The sequence below is a fragment of the Paenibacillus sp. ALE3 genome (assembly GCF_054113405.1).
Genome location: NZ_CM134214.1, coordinates 1,818,836 through 1,834,590 on the forward strand (window position 1 = coordinate 1,818,836; position 15,755 = coordinate 1,834,590).

General features: G+C 42.4%; 16 protein-coding genes. 14 read left to right on the top strand and 2 right to left on the bottom strand.

Features of this window, described 5'->3' with window-relative positions; translation table 11 throughout:
* The first annotated feature begins 66 nt into the window (after positions 1-66).
* The 13 genes from ACXHJ2_RS08080 (at position 67) to ACXHJ2_RS08140 (ending at position 13,549) form a co-directional block, all read left to right on the top strand.
* Positions 67-918, top strand: coding sequence for a TlyA family RNA methyltransferase (locus tag ACXHJ2_RS08080; protein ID WP_165079693.1), 852 nt, complete (start codon positions 67-69; stop codon positions 916-918).
* Positions 919-1,152: 234 nt separating this feature from the next.
* Positions 1,153-1,629, top strand: a complete 477-nt coding sequence (locus tag ACXHJ2_RS08085) for a hypothetical protein (protein ID WP_165079694.1) — start codon at positions 1,153-1,155, stop codon at positions 1,627-1,629.
* Between the two features lie 16 nt (positions 1,630-1,645).
* Positions 1,646-2,095 (top strand): transcriptional regulator AhrC/ArgR, encoded by a 450-nt coding sequence (gene ahrC / locus ACXHJ2_RS08090; protein WP_013371768.1) that lies wholly within the window; start codon positions 1,646-1,648, stop codon positions 2,093-2,095.
* A gap of 56 nt (positions 2,096-2,151) precedes the next feature.
* The gene (recN, locus tag ACXHJ2_RS08095; RefSeq protein ID WP_025675616.1) at positions 2,152-3,870 is read left to right on the top strand and encodes a DNA repair protein RecN; all 1,719 of its coding nucleotides are present in this window, start codon (positions 2,152-2,154) and stop codon (positions 3,868-3,870) included.
* A gap of 123 nt (positions 3,871-3,993) precedes the next feature.
* Positions 3,994-5,154, top strand: a complete 1,161-nt coding sequence (spoIVB, locus tag ACXHJ2_RS08100) for a SpoIVB peptidase (protein ID WP_137078798.1) — start codon at positions 3,994-3,996, stop codon at positions 5,152-5,154.
* A gap of 216 nt (positions 5,155-5,370) precedes the next feature.
* A complete protein-coding gene (spo0A, locus tag ACXHJ2_RS08105; protein WP_013371763.1) occupies positions 5,371-6,174 on the top strand; it encodes a sporulation transcription factor Spo0A in 804 nt (267 codons plus the stop codon).
* 597 nt (positions 6,175-6,771) lie between these two features.
* Positions 6,772-7,245, top strand: coding sequence for a glycoside hydrolase family 55 protein (locus ACXHJ2_RS08110; RefSeq protein WP_238791436.1), 474 nt, complete (start codon positions 6,772-6,774; stop codon positions 7,243-7,245).
* On the top strand, positions 7,220-7,819 hold the full coding sequence (locus tag ACXHJ2_RS08115; protein WP_238791438.1) for a hypothetical protein: 600 nt from the start codon (positions 7,220-7,222) through the stop codon (positions 7,817-7,819). Before ACXHJ2_RS08110 ends, ACXHJ2_RS08115 begins: the two co-directional genes overlap by 26 nt.
* Before the next feature lie 303 nt (positions 7,820-8,122).
* Positions 8,123-8,872 (top strand): class I SAM-dependent methyltransferase, encoded by a 750-nt coding sequence (locus ACXHJ2_RS08120; RefSeq protein WP_025675619.1) that lies wholly within the window; start codon positions 8,123-8,125, stop codon positions 8,870-8,872.
* A 247-nt stretch (positions 8,873-9,119) separates the two neighbouring features.
* On the top strand, positions 9,120-10,820 hold the full coding sequence (locus tag ACXHJ2_RS08125; protein ID WP_165079695.1) for a methyl-accepting chemotaxis protein: 1,701 nt from the start codon (positions 9,120-9,122) through the stop codon (positions 10,818-10,820).
* A 127-nt stretch (positions 10,821-10,947) separates the two neighbouring features.
* Positions 10,948-12,110, top strand: a protein-coding gene (locus ACXHJ2_RS08130) for an IS3 family transposase (protein ID WP_457874729.1) whose coding sequence is annotated in 2 segments (ribosomal slippage) — positions 10,948-11,212 and positions 11,212-12,110 — 1,164 coding nt in all. Because the reading frame shifts where the segments join, the coding sequence is not laid out codon by codon here.
* Between the two features lie 171 nt (positions 12,111-12,281).
* Entirely contained in the window at positions 12,282-12,785 is a 504-nt protein-coding gene (locus tag ACXHJ2_RS08135; protein ID WP_165082291.1) for a hypothetical protein, read from the top strand.
* A 359-nt stretch (positions 12,786-13,144) separates the two neighbouring features.
* A complete protein-coding gene (locus tag ACXHJ2_RS08140) occupies positions 13,145-13,549 on the top strand; it encodes a hypothetical protein (RefSeq protein ID WP_165082293.1) in 405 nt (134 codons plus the stop codon).
* A gap of 113 nt (positions 13,550-13,662) precedes the next feature.
* Here the strand turns inward: ACXHJ2_RS08140 and ACXHJ2_RS08145 are convergent, their stop codons facing one another.
* Positions 13,663-14,439, bottom strand: a complete 777-nt coding sequence (locus tag ACXHJ2_RS08145; RefSeq protein ID WP_165082461.1) for a sporulation protein — start codon at positions 14,437-14,439, stop codon at positions 13,663-13,665.
* 168 nt (positions 14,440-14,607) lie between these two features.
* Complete coding sequence (locus tag ACXHJ2_RS08150) at positions 14,608-15,204, bottom strand: thymidine kinase (RefSeq protein WP_185156523.1); 597 nt, start codon at positions 15,202-15,204, stop codon at positions 14,608-14,610.
* A 207-nt stretch (positions 15,205-15,411) separates the two neighbouring features.
* Here ACXHJ2_RS08150 and ACXHJ2_RS08155 point away from each other — a divergent pair, with 207 nt between their 5' ends.
* Positions 15,412-15,645 carry a hypothetical protein gene (locus tag ACXHJ2_RS08155; RefSeq protein ID WP_040103867.1) on the top strand — a complete coding sequence of 78 codons (234 nt, stop codon included), beginning with the start codon at positions 15,412-15,414 and terminating at the stop codon, positions 15,643-15,645.
* The last annotated feature ends 110 nt before the right edge of the window (positions 15,646-15,755 follow it).

Below are 15,755 nucleotides of genomic sequence, written 5' to 3' on the forward strand. Positions count from 1 at the left end.
AAGTAAACAACATGATATTATAAAAAGTATGACAAGAGCAGCCTGGCTGCCTAAAGGGAGATTAACATGTCTGTTCCGAAGGAACGCATTGATGTATTGCTTGTAGAACAAGGTTTTTTTGAAAGCCGTGAAAAAGCTAAAGCCGCAATCATGGCAGGTCTAGTGTTGGCGGACAGCGAACGGATCGAGAAAGCGGGAATGAAGGTACCACGTTCCAGCGAGCTTAAAGTTAAAGGGGCGGTGCATCCGTATGTAAGCCGTGGAGGGTTGAAGCTCGAAAAGGCCATCCGTCAATTCGAGCTGGACATGAGGGGCAGAACGATGCTGGATATCGGTTCATCAACCGGAGGCTTTACGGATTGTGCGCTTCAGCATGGAGCTCAGTACGTGTATGCCATTGATGTGGGGTATAATCAGCTGGATTGGTCACTACGTAATGATGAACGTGTATGCGTTATGGAGAAAACAAATTTCAGATATATGACACCTGCAGATTTGGGCGGTCCTGTGCCTAATTTCGCAAGTATTGATGTTTCTTTTATTTCGTTACGAATTATTTTGCCACCGTTGCTTGCATTGTTGCATCAACCTGCTGATATTGTAGCTCTAATTAAGCCTCAATTCGAAGCTGGACGCGAAAAGGTTGGGAAATCTGGCGTGGTTCGAGATCCTGCTACGCATAAAGAAGTGCTGCAGACCATCTTGATGTTTGCACATGAGCTTGGACTTTCATTGCAAGGCTTGGCCTATTCCCCCATAACAGGTGGCGAAGGAAATATTGAATTTTTAGCGCATTGGCGTTTGAATGGGCTTCCGGCGGCAGAATCGCAGCTGGAGAAAATGGATTTCAGTCCACTGATTGAACAAACTGTTCAGGAAGCAGGTCAGACATTTAATAATGGCCCATCGCGTAAGTGACATTCAGGGGTTCTCCATGAGTTCTGTGAACTTAAGAGAACCTCTTTTTGGTGTGAGGGATTGATTATAGAACTCACGTTCGCCTATAATGAGATGTATAATTGCAGATATTCATTTTCATTCACACAGATGTGATGAACCCAATTGAATATCCGGTCGCAGGTACAGCGTACCTGTATGAGGAAAAGGGATTTTATATCTTGTCCTAGAATATGTCCATGAGGTGATCGGTTCATGGACACTCGATACGATACGGTTATCATCACTGTGATCGGGGTGATATTAGGGATATGGGCTTTATATAGCCTGCGTGCCTGGTTAAAAGAGCCGGGACCGCTTGTGCTAAGAACGATACCAATTAACGAGGAATTGAACGAAGGACCTGCTGTGGACCAACTAGAAGAAGCAGGATATGAAGTGGTGGGCGGGAAAATGAAAATACCGCTTGCTTTTAAAGTGAATGGACATACCGTGTATAGCCGTTTGTTTATTGATTACGTAGCTGTACGTAACGGTTCGACATATATGGTCAAAACGTCGCGCCGCAAGAAACCGATGGAGTGGAACGGTCCTGATTTACGGGACAGGCTTATGCCTTATTTGCTGCTCTATCCGGGCTGTGCGGGGGTATTGTACGTTGATACGGACGAGAAAAGTATTCGCCTTATTACATTAGTGGAAGACCTCGAAGAAGAGGAATATGAAGGTTAATCCATAGGAGGATTATATGAAGGGTCAACGACATATTAAAATCAGGGAAATTATTTCACAACATGAGATTGAAACGCAGGATGATTTAGTTGAAGCATTGCGTGAGGCTGGTTTCCAGGTCACTCAGGCAACTGTATCCCGGGATATCAAAGAACTGCTGCTCATAAAGGTTCCAATGGACGACGGCAGATATAAATATTCGATGCCTTCAGACCAGCGCTACAATCCGACGCAGAAACTGAAACGTACATTGGTTGACAACTTTTTGCATATTGACTACACAACCAATCTGATTGTGATGAAGTGCCTGCCAGGAACAGCTAACTCGATTGCTGCTTTATTAGATAATATTGAATGGTCTGAGGTCATGGGTACGATCAGCGGGGATGACACCATTTTGATTATCTGCCGATCGGAAGAAAATAGTGAAACTATCGTGAATCGTCTTATGGGCTACATTTCCTAATTATAAAGTACGCATATTAGGCGTTTTAATTTGTACATCATAGAGGTGAAAGAACGATGCTGGTCACTTTGTCTATACGGAATTTGGCAGTCGTAGAAGCTGTCGATGTTCATTTTTATAAAGGATTTCATGTATTGAGCGGAGAAACTGGTGCTGGTAAATCCATTATTATCGACGCACTTGGGCTGATTGCGGGCGGCAGGGGATCTGCTGACCTAGTGCGTTACGGTTGTGATAAAGCTGAAATGGAAGCCTTGTTTGAATTGCCGGTCAAACATCCCGTTTGGAATACGTTGGAGGAACAAGGGATTAAGGCTAATCCAGAAGAGCATTTGCTGATTCGTCGAGAACTTACAGTTCAGGGGAAAAGCTCATCTCGAATTAACGGTCAGATGGTTAATTTAACGATGCTGCGTGAGGTAGGTGAGCAACTCGTTAATATCCACGGGCAGCATGAGCATCAAAGCTTGCTGCGTGCGGATCGCCATCTTGCGCTGCTGGATACGTTCGGTGACTCGGTCATTGGTCCAGTCAAAGCGCTTTACCGGGAGCGCTACAATGCTTTTGTCAAAGCGGAAAAAGAAGTAAGAGAATTGCAAAGCTCCAGTCAAAAGGCTTATCAGCTATTGGACATGTATCGCTTCCAATTGGAAGAGATCGCTGCGGCGGAGTTAAAATTGGGTGAAGATGAATTATTGGCAGAGGAACGGGTCAAGCTATCCCATAGTGAGAAAATGATGGATGGAGTATCAGGAGCATACGAGCTGTTAAGTGGCAGAGGTGGTCTGGATACGGTCAATAACGTGTTGTCCAGATTAAATGATGTTCAGAGCTACGACAGTAAAAGCCTTCAGCCCATTGCGGAGCAGATTCAATCTGCTTTCTATCAGTTGGAGGATGCAGCGTTTCAATTACGCTCTTATCGTGAGGATATTGAATTTAATCCGGGCAAGCTGCATGAGGTGGAGCAACGTTTGAATCAAATTACCGGGTTACAGCGAAAATATGGTGATAGTATAGAGCAGATTTTGGAATACTATAGCCGTATTGAGCAGGAAACCGATCTGTTGGAAAATAAAGATGAGCGGCTGGAGCAGCTCATTGCAAAGCGGGATGAGTTGCTTTCGAATTTGCTGGAGATTGCTGAAGAGCTTACAGAGGCACGTGAAATTTGTGCTGAAGAGCTTGCAGAGCAAGTAGAGCAGGAATTAAAAGATCTTCAAATGGAAAGAACGTCACTCAAGGTGCGTATTGATCCAATTGAAGATCCACGTGGATATGAATATAAAGGTCTAAAGGTACGACCTACCAAGCAAGGGATAGATAATGCGGAATTTCTGATTTCGCCCAATCCAGGTGAGCCACTTCGCCCACTCGGTAAAATCGCTTCCGGTGGTGAGTTATCACGTATCATGTTGGCGATGAAAAGTATTTTTGCGCGTCATGATCAAATTCCGGTGCTCATTTTTGACGAGGTGGATACCGGGGTAAGTGGTCGTGCAGCTCAGTCCATAGCCGAGAAGCTTTATCGTTTGTCTTCCGTTTGTCAGGTGTTTTCCATTACTCATTTGCCGCAGGTGGCATGTATGGCCGATCATCAGTACCTGATTGAGAAAAATGTTCATGACGGACGGACCATGACTCAAATTGAGGGACTAACGGAGGAAGGTCGTGTTAAGGAATTGGCACGGATGCTGGGTGGGGTAGAAATTACCGAAAAAACATTGCATCACGCACAGGAAATGCTGAATTTGGCGGAAGGAAAGAAAGCCTGAAAAGAGCGGCTGGCGTAATGATTAACAGTTATAAAAGCCTGGGGGCAAGGTTACCTTATAGGTACGCAATTGGCGACCACCTTTACTCGTCAAGCGAAAGAAGCAAAGGGAGCGTGACAGCCATTGAATTTTTACTCCAGGATCAAATTGCTCGGTCTTTTGCTTGTTTTTCTTATGTGTTCTCTCGGTAACGCTCAGCATGTGCAAGCAGCGCTGCCTCTACAAGCTTCTTTGGATTTGTTCGGCACTAAAAGCATGCAAACAACCCAAGAAAGCGTGGTTCCCGATTTGAAAGTATACCCAGGGGGGCAGACGATCGGGGTCAAAGTAAAATCTTCAGGAGTGCTTGTCGTAGGTCACCATATCATTCAGGAAAGCAATGATCGTAAGGTGTCACCTGGTGAGACAGCTGGTATTCGCCTAGGGGACCGGATTACACACATGAACGGCAAACCCCTCAATAGTCTCGCCAGGGTAGCTGAAGCCGTGGACGAGGCAGGTAAAAACAAAAAGCCGCTGGACATCACGCTTTGTCGAGGTGAGCAGACGATTTCCACCAAGTTAACCCCAGCATATGATCAAGATGATAAAGCGTGGCGGCTTGGGTTGTATATTAGAGACTCGGCTGCAGGCGTAGGTACATTAACGTTTTATGCACCGGACCAGGGGGTTTACGGGGCTTTGGGTCATGTAATTACCGATATGAATACTCAAACTCCCATTGTTGTGGGTAGTGGAGAGATTGTGCAATCCAATGTGACGTCAATTGCGAAGAGCCAGAGTGGGGAACCCGGAGAAAAACGTGCTCATTTTCTCAAAGATCATCGGATCTTAGGAAATATTGAACGCAATACGAGCTTCGGAATATTTGGGAAAATGTCAGATGAGCCGCAGAATGGATTGTATTCGGCGCCCATTCCGGTGGGACTTGCGAATGAAGTAAAAGAAGGACCGGCAGAAATATTGACTGTATTGGAAGGTCAACAAATTCAGCGTTTTCAGGCAGAAATTGTACACATTTCTCAGCAGGATAAACCGGCAACCAAAGGGCTTGTGATTCGGGTTGTAGATCCTAAGCTATTAGATAAGACCGGCGGAATCGTGCAAGGAATGAGTGGGAGTCCGATTATCCAAAATGGTAAGCTGATCGGAGCTGTAACACATGTATTCGTTAATGATCCTAAATCAGGTTACGGATGTTTTATCGAATGGATGTTGCGTGATGCAGGAATCATGCATAATAAATTGAGCTTGAAGTCATCCTCTAATCTTAAGGCGAGCTAGTGGCCTTAAGATTTTTTTGTCGAAAAGCAGGGGAATAACTCAGAATTGCAAGATAAAAATTCAATTATAATTGAATTAATAAAAAAAATAAATAAAAATAATTTTCGACAGAAGGAATTCATAATTCGATGTCGAAATCATATACTCCGACAAGAAATATTTATTTAATGCAAACAGATGTCCCAATGGAATAACACTCAATAAGGAGGAAGTACATTGCAAAAAATTGAGGTATTGTTGGCTGATGACAACCGGGAATTTACGAATTTGCTTGCTGAATATATTTCCGATCAGGAGGATATGGAAGTTACAGGAATCGCCTTCAACGGTGAAGAAGTACTCCAACGCATCGCAGAATCCCGCAACATACCTGATGTACTTATTTTAGATATTATTATGCCTCATCTGGATGGTCTCGGTGTATTGGAGCGTTTAAGAGAAATGAACCTGACTCCACAACCGAAAATCATTATGCTGACTGCATTCGGTCAAGAAAATATTACACAGAGGGCCGTTCAACTCGGGGCATCTTATTATATTTTGAAGCCGTTTGACATGGAAGTGCTTGCTAACCGTATACGCCAATTGGTAGGACCGCAATTAGTCAGCAATAGCCCGGTAACCGTTTCATCCATGCGGTCCAACGTTGTGCCTATGGGTAAGACGAAAAACCTGGATGCCAGCATCACGGCTATCATCCATGAGATTGGCGTACCAGCTCACATCAAGGGCTATCAATATCTACGCGAAGCCATTACGATGGTGTACAATAATATCGAAATATTGGGAGCCATCACCAAAACCCTATATCCCGCAATTGCCGAAAAGTTCAAAACGACGGCATCTCGCGTAGAACGCGCCATTCGCCATGCCATCGAGGTAGCATGGACCCGTGGAAATATCGACAGCATCTCCCACCTGTTCGGTTACACTATCAATATCAGCAAGTCCAAACCAACCAACTCAGAATTTATAGCGATGGTCGCAGACAAGCTGCGGATTGAGAATAAGGTGTCCTGAAAGTAGGCGTGGCGCGGGAAATTGGACGTAAGGGGAACTTAGGTTCGCGATAATTTATCGGCCGTTGCAGCGGAGGTTCCGATGAAGCTCTTCGCAATTGAGTTGAATTTTACGCTTTACACACATATCAATAGGTATTTTTGCTGAAACTAATACTAAAAAAATAAAAATTATTTGAATAACGCTTATCTCTTCGGAGGTGGGCGTTATTTTTTTGTAAGATGTCGCAAATTTGCAAATCCATCAAATTAGGGTAACTCACCGATAGAGGGCCCCTATACTTGGATTGATCGTATGAACGTTCAAAGAGCAATTAAGAGATGCAAGGTTGAATTATACCAAGCATTTAATGAATAAGGTTATGGAGAGACTACGAGCGAGGTAATTGCGGAGAGTTTATTTATAGTAGGAATATCATTAAGCAAAACCGTACTTCGAAATGATGCTAATCTATCTCCTTATGCGCATCAGAGTGTAAATCTGCCAATATTATTATATTATTGACTTTACTTCCCATTAAAATGTAAGGTATTAACATACACTATTACTAGGGAAGGTTGTTAGATGATGCGGGTAAAAATTTCAATAATTTTGTTAGTGATTGTTTGGTTTTTCACTACCGGCATTTCTGATCTACAAGCTAAACTGGATAGAGGAATAAAAAACACGGTTACATCTAATATGTTTGGTGCCAGTGGAGACGGGACTGATCAGACAAAAGCTATCCAGTCTGCACTTGACTACCTCGAGAGAGTGGGAGGCGGTAAGCTTATCCTTGGCAAAGGTACGTATCTCCTAAGTATCGCTAAGAGTATTCACAGTAAGGCATGTATTGTCATACCCGCCGGAGTGATTATAGAAGGCTCTGGTATGGGTGTCACCATCATCAAACGGATTAGTAGTGAACGGAAGCAAAACGGCGTATTGCTCGTTAATAAAGGCTACGACACAAAGGGTGGATTTAAAGCAGCTGGAAATATCGTGTTACGAAATTTCACGATTACAGACGGTGATGTTACCTCCCAAGCCGAGGACTTACGGGGACTTGATTGCGTTGGGACATGCGAATAATGTACTTATTGAGCGTGTCCAATCGTTAAATCATGATCAACATTTCGTAGACATTTGCGGTTCGAGAAATATAACCGTGAGAGATTCTATCAGTAATAATCTTCAAGACACCTATGGGACGGCCACAATTCAAGTTGATCGAGCTAAAAACCTAGGGATATGGGGGTTGCTACTTGACGGAACTAATCCAAAAAATATAACTATAGAGAATAACAAAATCAACTCAATGTCCGAACTGGTGTTACAACTTGGGCATGATCAATCTATTGCAGGAGATATACGTGTAGTAAAAAATGCAATAAATTGCTTGAATAAAGCTAAAGCACAAATAGCAATCGGTAAGGACGAAGATACATCAATATTGACTGCAAACATTAAAAACAATCAAATAAAACTCAATAATGCAAATAGTGTAGGGGTTAATCTAGTGGCCAATACAGCCAACAGACTAGAAAATATCTCAATAGCTGGCAATACTATCACAGGTAAGATGCGGTCAGCGACTATTGTAGGCAATTCTGTCGCATCTGCGGGTTTTGAGGACATTTTGTATTCACATTACGTTGAGGTGTAACACATGAGTTTTCTACGCAGGTTACTTTAGACTTTTTTAATAAATTTTTATAATTTTATGTTAAACTTGTCTCTATATGGGTTACTGTGGCATGTCTGATTAGAAATGTAATTAAAGCAAACTTTCAAATGAGGTGAATGGATGTCTTTCCGTATTGTTCGAAGTATTTAGTTTCCGGGCTGGAAAAAAACGCGTACCAGCTGTCAAGGGGGGGAGTCTGCCTCATTGACTACAAAACTAAAATTTCGAATGATCTCGGTCTGCTATTCTGTAGTTTATTATCTTATTTGAAGGTGGATAAAAATGAATTCAATTGAATATAAAGAGTTTTATGATAAGGTTGGAAAAATCAACGGATGGGATTTTAGCAATGTGAAATGTATTTCTGAAGGAGTAAAATGGGACTTCTATAATGAAGTGTCGAAGACGTGCGAGAAGTCGGACATATTGCTTGATATCGGCACGGGTGGCGGGGAAGCTATTTTGTCAATAGCAGCTTCTGCATTACTTTTAGTCGGAATTGACCAATCTGCTGGAATGATTGATACGGCAAGAAAAAATTCTACTGAAGCAGACATAGCGAATGTTCGTTTTCTACAGATGGATGCTGAAAATCTGAATTTTCCCAAGGAATTCTTTAATGTAATCTCTTCTCGACATTCGTGTTTCTCTGCAAAAGAAATAGCTAAGGTGTTAGTTAAGGGTGGTATATTTTTAACACAGCAAGTGAGCGAAAATGACAAATTAAACATTAAAGAAGCGTTTGGAAGAGGGCAGGCATTGGGTACTAAGAAAGACTCGTTGAAAACTCAATGTATTACAGATCTCAATGAAGCGGGTTTTAACGATATTCAGTCATTTGAATTTAATGCAACCGAATACTATCAGACTCCTGCAGACTTAGTTTTTCTTTTGAAACACACTCCCATTATTCCTGACTTTGGACAAAAACAAATGGATTTTGAAATACTCCAACAATTCATTCTGGACAACCAAACTCCAAAAGGAATTAGGACAAATGCAGAACGATTTATGATTATAGCTAGGAAGTAAAACATAAAGGGATACCCACTTTGGGGTATCTCTTTTTTGCTTGCAATGCTTTAACGGATGAATTGGATGGACGAAAAATAATACTCTCACGCGGTTTATAAAATAAGCGTCAATCATTATATAACGATCACGAAGAGAAATTTTCCTTTTGTAAACAGTTCTGAAATTCCCTTTAATTTTGATATAAACAATGTGTCGATTCTTGTCGATATAATATCTATTATAAAGAGAACTAAGGAGCGAATATATGAAATTTAACATTCGAACAAAATTGTTATTGGGTTTCCTTGCGGTAATAATCCTGTTGGTTGTGATTAGTACAGTATCGATCTCGCGAATGAAAAAGTTAGGCGATACTTCAATGGAAATTGATAGCCATTGGATGCCAAGTGTGACCATCCTCGGAACACTAAATGGTGATATATCTGATGTAGAGCGGCTCTCATTAAACATTATTGTAGAACGTGACACGGAGGAAATGGAGAAGGTTCAGGCCGAATATGATAAGGTTTTAAAGAAAGTTGAAGAAGGCCGAAAAACATACGAAAAATTAATTGCTACTCCTAAGGAACGTGAAATGTATGAACAATTCTCCAAAACTTATACGGAGTATTTGACTAAGTTACCAGAAATGATTGCAGCAGGGAGAGCTAATGATTACACTCAATCAAGCATCCTTCACCAAGAATCCTATAAGTTATGGTATAGTTCAAACGATATGATCAGTCAGCTCATTAAGTTGAATGCAGATGGATCAAAACTGATTACGAAAGAAGCTGTTGACAACTTTATTTCAGGCAGACAATTAGTTATCGGTTTGAGTATTGCAGCCGTTATACTAGCATTGATCATGGCGATCATTATAGCCCAAATTATTTCTAAGCCCATTTTGCGCATCAGTCGTGCTGCTGAAAGCATTGCGTCCGGTGACCTTACTGGGGAAGCCATTGTCGTGAAAGGCAAGGATGAGATTAGTATTTTGGCCCATTCTTTTAATACGATGGTTGCAAATCTTCGTCAACTGATTCAGTCTGTAAGTAGCACGACCGAGCTGGTAACCACTTCCTCGGAGGAATTGACGGCCAGCGCAGAGCAAAATAGCCAAGCAACTGCGCAAATCACCGAAACAGTGCAAGAAGTTGCTACAGGGACAGGTGACCAGGTGGATATGGTGACCAAATCGTCCCAGGCTATTGAGGAAATGTCCATCGGTGTAGAACAAATTGCAATCCGTGCGCAAAATGTTTTTGCATCAGCTCAGGATGCGGCTCACAAATCAGCTGAAGGTAATCAGATGATCCAGCAGGCTGTTGTCCAAATGAATAGTGTGAATGACTCTATGAATAGCTTGGCTGATCTTATGGCTGGATTGGGAGAGCGTTCAGATGAAATCGGGAAGATTATTGATGTCATCACCAATATTTCAAGTCAAACTAATCTTCTTGCCTTGAACGCTGCCATTGAAGCAGCCCGCGCAGGAGATCACGGTAGCGGATTTGCTGTAGTTGCAGGTGAAGTACGTAAGTTGGCTGAACAATCGGCTCATTCTGCTCAACAAATTACGGAACTGGTGGGATTGATACAAAAGGATACCTCGCATGCTATTGAAGCGGTAGCGTCCAATGGGCGAGATGTCATGACAGGTCGGGAAGTCGTGCAAAATGCGGGTGCATCCTTTGAGCTTATTCAGGAAACCGTTAATAAAGTGGCCAGTGAAATTGAAGAGGTCTCTGCTGGATCGGAGCAAATGTCTGCAAGTACCGATGAGATTGTTGGCTTTGTTAGACAAATTTCAGCGATTGCTGAAGAGGCTGCAGCTGGGACGCAGCACGTATCTGCCGCGACTCAAGAGCAATTGGCATCGATGGAGGAAATTGCTTCCTCTGCAAGAAACCTGTCCAAAATGGCAGAAGACCTACAAGGACAAATTGGTAAATTTAAAGTATAAATCGTATACCGGTTCTATATTTCAGGGGAAAAGCCGCTCTATTGTGGTATTATCCCCTTCTAGTAGACAAGAGAGAAAAGACATCTGTTAAGATGGACTTAATTTTGTTGAACGGAGGGGATTTTTCATGGCTAAAAAGGGACAATCATTCCGGCAATACTCCTTAGATGTAAAGATGGAGGCAGTCCGGTTGGTGAACGAAGAACATATGAGTATTCGTGAAGTGACGAAACAATTGGACATTCGTAATAAATCCCAAGTGCAAAGCTGGGTGATGAAACATCGAGCGGGGGAGAACCTCCAGCCAACGACCACAAGGCAGGGACGACCCAAAACGAAATTTTCCAGTATGGAAGAGGAGATGGCGTATCTACGGGCGGAGATTGAATATTTAAAAAAGCAGTATCCAAATCTACACAAGGAGTGACGAGGAAAGAAGCGAGGTTTGAAATTATTGAGGGAATGCAAACACGATATTCGTTGAAATGGTTACTTGAATTAGCCCATGTTTCTCGGGCAGGATATTATAAATGGAGAAAGACTCAGCAAACAACCCAGCAGCGTAAGCAAGAAGAAGAGCTTCTGGAATCGCATATGTTGTCGATCCACCGGATCCATCCCTATTTTGGTTATCTGCGGATGACCGTTGCTTTACGTAGAGAAGGTATCTTGGTCAATCACAAAAAGGTGTACCGCCTAATGAAGAAATTAGGGATCCGTTCCGTCATTCGAAAGAAGCGGCGCTTTTTTGGCAAACAGGCATCTGTGGTAAATGCCAACCGATTAGATCGACAATTTCAGGCAGATTCTCCTTTATCCAAGCTGGTTACCGATATTACATACATACGAGCTGGAGAGCGGTTTGTATATCTCTCTGTCATTCAAGATCTGTTTAACAATGAAATCGTGGCTTGGCGTCTTTCGGAACGAAATGACCTTGCTCTAGTTAGCGAGACGCTAGACGTTCTAAGTAAGAACGTGAACATGGAGGGTGTCATTCTCCATTCAGACCAGGGTTTTCAGTATACCTCCAAGCCGTTTAACCGCAAACTTAAGCGGCTTGGCATGCTTGGGAGCCATTCAAGGCGTGGAAATTGCCTAGACAATGCCTGTATAGAATCCTTCTTCTCCCATCTTAAAACAGAGAAGATTTATTTAACGAAACCCGGAACCCTAGCGGAGGTAGAACAACACGTACGGGAGTACATTTCTTTTTATAATGAAAATAGATTTCAGAAAAAATTAAACAACCGTTCCCCGATTGAATACCGAGAAACGGTTGCTGCTTAAAGATGTCTTTTTAGTTCTGTCTACTTGACAGGGGTATGACCAATTGTGAGCGGCTTTTTCTATTCATTTTTTAATAAATATATTTGCGATTAAAAGGTGGAGATATGCGGAGCCTGTAATTGGAAAGATATGATATAATGGTGGGAAATTCTTTTGGGTTGGAGTGATATCATGGACAATAAAATTGAACTTAAAGCAAGCGACCTGCGTCAGTTAGCGATAGACAAAATCATAGCTACACCATTTTTGAATGATTTTAAATATCTGAAAAGCAGAAAAGTTTTGAAAAAAGAAAACAAGGAATTTATATTTGAAATTTGTTTCGGCGCGACCAAATATAGTGCATTAAAAGTTTACATTACTGTGGAATCCAAAAGTATAAAAAAGAAGTATAGTACAGGGGCTTGTTTTCACAGTGAGTTGATCGCTCTAACCAAGAAATATACGGGCAACAGGGATTACCTTGTGTCCATAGAAGCAGAAAGAGAACGAGTGATCCAAGAGATTATGGCAGATATCTACATTTTCGCGTTGCCCTTTTTCAAGCGATTTGAACAAGTAGAAACATTAGCAGAACAAGTACATAAGTCAGGCTTTTTACCGCATCGCAAACGTTTTGATAAATTTAATCCGTTGACGAAAAGATTCATTGATTTTTATTATCAAGGGGAGTAATGTAGCCATCTGGGACATTTTTGTCCTCACCTTTGGAAAGTAGATAAGCATTATGATAAGGAGAACGGTGTCCATGGAGTGGATATTACCGTTTTTCAAAAGAATCATGTACAATTTGTAAAAAGGGTCAATGTACTCCTCGGCATACCAAGATTTACCTAACATGATCAATGTCTCGTTAAGAGGCGAGTCGGATGTTGCCCTGGAGGGTAGATTTTTACATGGGTAGCAATCGAATGAACAACACAGAGGCTGTATACACGGATATATACAATCATATGTTATAGGCAAAAGTCATCGCATTGAACGGGCTAGTGGTATGAATGCAAAAGATTTTAAAGCAAAGAGGGGATGAGAGCATGTGGAATAGTCTGACTTGGGTGATCGTCGGCGTGTTGTTGGTGGTGTTGGGTTGGATTGTTATGGCATGGCGTGGACGTAGCGGCAATCAACAAGCGGATGAACATCGGGGCAGTAATGTTGTTGAATTTCGCCCTCGTAAGCCCGCTCGACAATCCCGCACTGGCAATGAAATGAAGTCTAAAGTGTCTTCGGGTACACGCGCGAATACAAAAGCGGCCGATATTCAGGCCCAAGCTGGATTTGGACTGTTTGACTCCATTCAGAGCACGAGTAAACAAAAATGCTCCTTTTGTAAAAAAGAAGAAAAATTAACCTTTTATGCCGATGATAATGGTTCGCTGTATGGGGTATGTAAAGAGTGTAAGCATAAGGCGGAAAGACAGGATATGCTGCCACTTTAGTCTATACAGACTATGGAGAACCGTCATTAAATAATTCTTATAATTAATAAAAACTCCCAACCGTATGTAAGTAAATTGGTTAGGAGTTTTTTTGTTAGTGTTTTACTACATTGTTAGCGAATTTGCCTGTCAATCAATTCCTCTAGCGCATCAGCTATATGATCTGGTCCGTAAGATAGTTCTTCCCTGCTTAAGCTCAACCAGGCATGACGCTCATCCATATCAAAAGCTGTCTCCAGCCAACCGGACAAGCCCCTGCCTCTCCGATCTACTTCTACAAGCACATGTACCCCCTCGGGTTCCAACTGCATAATCAGCTCTAGCTCCTCGATATCCCGTGCATACTCCGAGCCAGGCGTAAACTCAAACTCCTGCACAAATGGAACACCGCGTCCAAGCTTGGGGTGACGTTCGCAGGTGGAGGAACGGAATCGGAAGCCTAACAGGTGAACCGCCTCAAACACTGTACTCATATAAGGATGCGGCTCGATTTTAAGTGAATCACGATCGGTCGGGTCCAAAGCCATGCCAATATCCAATGCTGTTTCCAGCCAGACAGGCTGTTTGGCATGAGTAACAGGGGTTTCCAAAGGCAATCTGAAGGAAAAGGGGATTTCAAGCTCCTGTCCTTGCTTTAGATGAAAGCCATCAGATACCTTGATCCGCGCAATGCAGCAGGTGGTGACGTTTTTTTTATCATCGTGCTCTACGATATATTCAGTCTTGAGCTCAATATCAATTTTGCCGATTTCCTGGTCAATTTTACCGCCCTTGATACGTATGATGCCGCTAAGTTCTTCTCCAGGCACATATACAGTTTGATCCACTAACGTATCGACTTTGGCTGAGCCGATTCCTGCACTTGCTAAGATCTTGTTAAAGAAACTCATCATTCCGTCCCCCCGATAATCTTATGGTTATGGTATACACTCGAAAACTAAAACTTGTACAGCTTAACCGGATATACGGGAGAATAGCTTGAACCGTTCCAAAAAAAATGCAAGAAAAAAGTAATGGAAAACAATTAGGCGCATGGAGTTGCCGACCCATGTAGCTTACTAATCGCAGTTCACTTTATGGGGAGGTATAAAACATTTACGACAACGAGGCTCATAAGCCTCAGAATCGCCGATCATCACGATAGGTCCTACAGTGGAAGGTTTTCCATTGACCATACGTTGTGTAAATACTGCTTCCGAGCTGCCGCATACAGCGCAGAAGGAAGTCAGCTTCTCGATGTCATCTGCCATAGCGAGCAGACCACCGACATAGCCGAACTCCTTGCCACGGTAATCCAGATTCAGCCCATCGGCAATGACATGCTTTCCGCAATAAGCTAACTCTTGTATGAGCGACATAATATGCCGACTGAAAAACTGGACTTCGTCAAAGGCAACCACATCGGCATCTTTCGTTTCTTGCAAAATACGCTGAACGAGCTCATCCGTGAGTTTTCTTGGAATAGAGATAGCGGGCAGCCGATATCCGATCCGGCTTACAATTTCATCCTCCGCATAACGGTTATCTTCAGCTGGTTTGTAAGCGACCACCTTGCGATGCCCGTATTGGATTAGTTTCTGACAACGGCGAATCAATTCGCCGGATTTTTCGCTGAACATGGGGCCTGTAATAATCGTAATTCGTCCTGTAGGCAAAGCGAATTCCCCTCTCTTAACATGTACATAACGCTGTAAATCTTCATCTCCGAAAGAAAACGCCATTATAGATTACCATAACGAGCCACATACAGACTAGAGAAAATATATTGTTTTTCGACATGTTTTTGTATGTCTATTCTTAAATCGTAAATGTGGTCGTCATTGCTCTGCCGCCGCGGGCATGATATGGTGAAGCGTAGTGGAATGAAGGGAAGAGTGGAAGGCATGGACGAAAAAAACACGGATTATAGTGCCAAAAAAAGAGCATTACTGGAACAAGGACTGATTAGCCCGCAAGCTCTGGAGCTAATCATTGAGTTGGAGACAGAGCTTGATTTTCTGAGCAAGCAAAATGAATCGTTTCGCAAGGCGTTGCGAGCCAAATCAGCACAAAGTCCAAGAATGTCTACCAAATTACGAGATGCACTGTATGAATGATATGGAGAGATATCTAGATTAGGTAGATGATGATTTGCAGCCTATGCCTAAACGCTAAATTTTGTACAGTGAAATAAAGAGAGTACAATAAGCTATATATAATCAATGTT

Excerpts from the sequence above, each read along its gene's own strand:
- ACXHJ2_RS08080 (WP_165079693.1), top strand. The coding sequence starts at position 67 with ATGTCTGTTCCGAAGGAACGCATTGATGTATTGCTTGTAGAACAAGGT.
- ACXHJ2_RS08085 (WP_165079694.1), top strand. The coding sequence starts at position 1,153 with ATGGACACTCGATACGATACGGTTATCATCACTGTGATCGGGGTGATA.
- ahrC (WP_013371768.1), top strand. The coding sequence starts at position 1,646 with ATGAAGGGTCAACGACATATTAAAATCAGGGAAATTATTTCACAACAT.
- recN (WP_025675616.1), top strand. The coding sequence starts at position 2,152 with ATGCTGGTCACTTTGTCTATACGGAATTTGGCAGTCGTAGAAGCTGTC.
- ACXHJ2_RS08120 (WP_025675619.1), top strand. The coding sequence starts at position 8,123 with ATGAATTCAATTGAATATAAAGAGTTTTATGATAAGGTTGGAAAAATC.
- ACXHJ2_RS08125 (WP_165079695.1), top strand. The coding sequence starts at position 9,120 with ATGAAATTTAACATTCGAACAAAATTGTTATTGGGTTTCCTTGCGGTA.
- ACXHJ2_RS08135 (WP_165082291.1), top strand. The coding sequence starts at position 12,282 with ATGGACAATAAAATTGAACTTAAAGCAAGCGACCTGCGTCAGTTAGCG.
- ACXHJ2_RS08140 (WP_165082293.1), top strand. The coding sequence starts at position 13,145 with ATGTGGAATAGTCTGACTTGGGTGATCGTCGGCGTGTTGTTGGTGGTG.
- ACXHJ2_RS08145 (WP_165082461.1), bottom strand. The coding sequence starts at position 14,439 with ATGAGTTTCTTTAACAAGATCTTAGCAAGTGCAGGAATCGGCTCAGCC.
- ACXHJ2_RS08155 (WP_040103867.1), top strand. The coding sequence starts at position 15,412 with ATGAAGGGAAGAGTGGAAGGCATGGACGAAAAAAACACGGATTATAGT.